Consider the following 3,880-nt stretch of genomic DNA (forward strand, 5'->3'; position numbering starts at 1 on the left):
ATCACCCATTACATAGACATGTCCTTCCGGCACAGTAACGGGCGGATACGTCCCTTTGGTACGCTCTAGTATATAAGGTTCATGTAACAATTGTCCGTTAAGATATACCCGGCTATCTTTAATCTCAATCGTATCACCGGCTACGCCAATTACCCGTTTAATAAAGTCGCGGCTCGGATCACGGGGGTAGCGAAACACTAACACTTCTCCCCGTTGGGGTGGCCTAAACCGGTAAATAAACTTATTAACTATCAGTCGCTCTCCATTAACTAGTGTTGGCCGCATAGACGGCCCCTCGACCATATATAACTCGACAACAAAATACCGGATAAAAAAAGCCAATACTATGGCTATAAGAATCGATATTATCCAGTCTTTTATTTCTTCACCCAGGTTGGTAGTATTCACAGTTTTACTCCTTCCGCAATAGGGGTATCCATTCACCCCAAGGGTGATGTGATATGAAGAAAGGGACTGAAAACAGTCCCCAAGTACCTATCGATTTAGCGTTTTTCTTTAATACGTGCTGCTTTACCAGTAAGATCGCGCAGATAGTAAAGCTTAGCTCTGCGAACAATACCGCGGCGCACTACCTCAATTTTTTCAATACGTGGTGAGTGTACTGGGAAAGTACGTTCTACACCCACGTTATAAGATACACGTCTTACAGTAAATGTTTCGCGCACACCACTGCCTTGGCGATTGATTACTATGCCTTCAAAAACCTGAATACGTTCACGGCTACCTTCTACAACTTTTACGTGTACACGCACAGTGTCGCCAGCTTTAAAAGACGGAATGTCTTTCCGCAGTTGTTCTTGTTCCAAAATTTGAATAATATTCATTTTATTTCCTCCTTAATCAGACGTTCATACCAGTAAGCAGAGGACCGTCCGTATTACACAAACTGTATTATAGCACATATTATCCAGTAACTCAACTAACTGGCAGCAAAAGTTTACATGTAGATACTAGATTGTTTATAAATCATCTACAACAATTACTCGGCCCACCAATGCTCCCCCAGCAGCCGATCCAGAATAATGGCGACCGCTGCCCGAACAGGCAAATGATTATAAGTTCCTGGCCCGTAAATTGGTTCTAATATATAATCAAACTGCTTCATTACTGAATTTTCCATGCCCCATCCGGTTCCAAACAATAGCAAGTATGGTTTGCCTGTTTCGGTTATTTCCTGCTTAAGTCTCCTATAGGAAACCGTATTTTCGTACTTACGGGCATCGGTGGTTACAACTATAGGGCGTACCCCTTCCCTGGCCGTAACATAATCAATAGCTGCCGCAATATCGGGAACAACTTCCACAATGTTTAATGCCTCTTTGCGGTCAGGATTATATTGCCCGCCATACCCTTCCTGCCAATAGCTGATAATCTCTTGGGCTAATGCTTTCTGGCTATCATGCGGATGGATGATAAAATATTTCATCAAATCATATGTCCTGGCAGTACGGGCAATATCATGGATATCAAAATTCGTAATTGCGGTAGTTACTATCTCATTTCTTTTATTATAAATAGGATAATGCACCAATCCTAAGTATACAGGCAATGCCATAATCAGCCTCCAGCCTGCTCAGACTTTATTTCTTCCAATAGCTTGTGGTCAAGAGGACTTAGCTCGATATTCGCCAGCAAATCTGGTCGACGCAACAGTGTTGCCCTTAGTGACTCTTTCCTTCGCCATCTTTCAATTTTGGCATGATCCCCGGAAAGCAGCACTTCGGGCACTTCCCAACCGTTAAATTCCCGCGGGCGCGTATATTGAGGATATTCGAGCAGACCATTATAAAAAGAGTCCTGCTGTGCACTGTCATCAGCTCCCAGTACGCCAGGAATCATGCGTGCGACTGCATCCGTAATAACCATCGCAGGTAATTCCCCGCCTGTTAAAACATAATCACCGATAGAGATAGCCTCGTCAACAACATGCTGGCGTATCCGGTCATCGATGCCTTCATAGTGGCCACAAACAAGGATTAACTGCTCATAGTTGGCTAGTTCTTTGGCTTTAGCCTGATTAAAAACTTGTCCGCCCGGACACATCAGTACAATTCTCCGGCGCGAGACATTCGCTTGCTGGACAACATGTTCCACTGCACGGAATATCGGTTCTGGTTTCATCACCATGCCAGAACCACCGCCAAACGGATAATCATCAGTAATACGATGCTTATCATAGGTAAAATCTCGGGGATTGGTTACCTGAACAGTGATAAGTCCACTCGTCTGCGCCCGTTTGAGGATACTATGCCCCAATGGACCTGCAAACATATCAGGAAATAGCGAAATAATATCAATACGCATAAGGCCCCTATTAATCCATTTCTTCTTGAAGTTTGACTACCATTCGCTTACCGGTAATATCAATTTCTTTGACAACGTCCTTAATAGCCGGAATCAGTAGCTCTTTTTTGCCTTCTTGTTGTACAACGTACACATCATTACTTCCCGGCTGCAGCACATCAATTACTGTGCCAAGCACTTCACCGTCTTCAGTAACGACAGTAAGACCAATAATATCAAAAATATAATATTGACCTTCTGGTAATTTCACTAAATCCTGTTGTCCAATTTTGATTAATTTACCTCGTAAGCGTTCACTGTCATTCATAGAATCAAATCCGGTAAATTTAAGCAGCATCATCTTTTTATGATGCCTGGCTGACTCCAGTTTCAGCCAACCAACATCATCAACAAATACTTCTTTAAGATCATGAAATCGGTCAGGAAAATCCGTCAGTGGTAATATACGAACGTCACCCCGCACACCGTGCGGGGCAACAATTTTACCGACAGTAATCAGATCGGGTCTGGACATATTAGTTGCGGAAGGCAATAATCTTGCCATCTTCTAGCAAAATTTCTGTTGCCATCAGTTTGTGAAGGTCATCACCAACACTCACTGTCACAATCCTATCCATAGTACCCTGAACGACTTCCGCACCGATTTCTAATTGTGCTGTTTCTTTTAGTTTTTCCAGCATATGGTTTTTAAAATCAAGCCGTTTCTGCCGCTCGGCCTCAATCTGCTGGCGCAAACCTACAAGCCCCTGTGCATCTTGCTTGGCTTGTTCGGCCATCATGCGTTTAGCATGAAATTCGATTTGCTGGAGTTCTATATCAGCTTTTCTAATTGCATCTTGAATTTCAGCCGCCAAGCGTGCTTTAAGATCTTCTGTCACTTTGGCTTTAACGGTTACCGGGCACCTAATTGTCAAGTTTTCGACGTTGGCCATAAATTCCACCCCTTTGGTATCGGCTTAAAGTTTATTATATTATTTCCACCATGACTCGTTTATTTTCCCGGGTGGCGGCAGCTTTAACCACAGTGCGGATTGCTTTGGCAATACGTCCCTGCTTTCCAATAATTTTCCCCATATCTTCCGGGGCCACATGCAGTTCATAGACTGTACCCAAATTATCGGTTGCTTCATTCACATTGACTTGCTCCGGGTTTTTTACTAACGCTTTGGCGATAACTTCGACTAATTCTTTCATGTAGTTATCACGCCTCGTTTCTGCACTTTACTTAGAACGCTTTACTTCATCCCATTTTTTCAGGATGCCGGTTTTGCTGAACAAGTTTTTAACAGTATCAGTAGGTTGAGCGCCTTTTTGCAGCCATGCAATGGCTTTTTCCTCGTCAATCTTGATAACTGCCGGTTCAGTAGTGGAGTCATAATGACCCAAGGTCTCAATAAAGCGGCCATCCCGCGGCGAACGGGAATCAGCTACTACTACACGGTAGAAAGGACGTTTTTTCGCGCCCATACGCTTTAAACGAATTTTTACTGCCACAATAAGTCACCTCCTTTATAGAATATCCAAAATATATCTTCAGATGATAAAGTTGACTTAG

8 protein-coding genes are annotated in these 3,880 nt (G+C 43.2%); all 8 read right to left on the reverse strand.

Going from position 1 to position 3,880, the window contains the following annotated elements; translation table 11 throughout:
• Positions 1–408: signal peptidase I (gene lepB, locus AC29Z1_RS14785; protein ID WP_488272222.1), on the reverse strand; the 408-nt coding region annotated here is incomplete at its 3' end.
• Positions 409–503: 95 nt separating this feature from the next.
• On the reverse strand, positions 504–845 hold the full coding sequence (gene rplS, locus AC29Z1_RS14790; protein ID WP_488272223.1) for a 50S ribosomal protein L19: 342 nt from the start codon (positions 843–845) through the stop codon (positions 504–506).
• 155 nt (positions 846–1,000) lie between these two features.
• Positions 1,001–1,576, reverse strand: a complete 576-nt coding sequence (locus AC29Z1_RS14795; protein WP_488272224.1) for an RNA methyltransferase — start codon at positions 1,574–1,576, stop codon at positions 1,001–1,003.
• A gap of 2 nt (positions 1,577–1,578) precedes the next feature.
• Positions 1,579–2,325: a tRNA (guanosine(37)-N1)-methyltransferase TrmD gene (trmD, locus tag AC29Z1_RS14800; protein WP_488272225.1), complete on the reverse strand. Its 747-nt coding sequence runs from the start codon at positions 2,323–2,325 to the stop codon at positions 1,579–1,581.
• 10 nt (positions 2,326–2,335) lie between these two features.
• Positions 2,336–2,839 carry a ribosome maturation factor RimM gene (rimM, locus tag AC29Z1_RS14805; protein WP_488272226.1) on the reverse strand — a complete coding sequence of 168 codons (504 nt, stop codon included), beginning with the start codon at positions 2,837–2,839 and terminating at the stop codon, positions 2,336–2,338.
• Between the two features lies 1 nt (position 2,840).
• On the reverse strand, positions 2,841–3,257 hold the full coding sequence (locus AC29Z1_RS14810; protein WP_488272227.1) for a YlqD family protein: 417 nt from the start codon (positions 3,255–3,257) through the stop codon (positions 2,841–2,843).
• A 34-nt stretch (positions 3,258–3,291) separates the two neighbouring features.
• Positions 3,292–3,519: a KH domain-containing protein gene (locus tag AC29Z1_RS14815; RefSeq protein WP_488272228.1), complete on the reverse strand. Its 228-nt coding sequence runs from the start codon at positions 3,517–3,519 to the stop codon at positions 3,292–3,294.
• 27 nt (positions 3,520–3,546) lie between these two features.
• Positions 3,547–3,819 (reverse strand): 30S ribosomal protein S16, encoded by a 273-nt coding sequence (rpsP, locus tag AC29Z1_RS14820; RefSeq protein WP_488272229.1) that lies wholly within the window; start codon positions 3,817–3,819, stop codon positions 3,547–3,549.
• Between the last annotated feature and the right edge of the window lie 61 nt (positions 3,820–3,880).

Source organism: Sporomusa sp. (assembly GCF_057736855.1).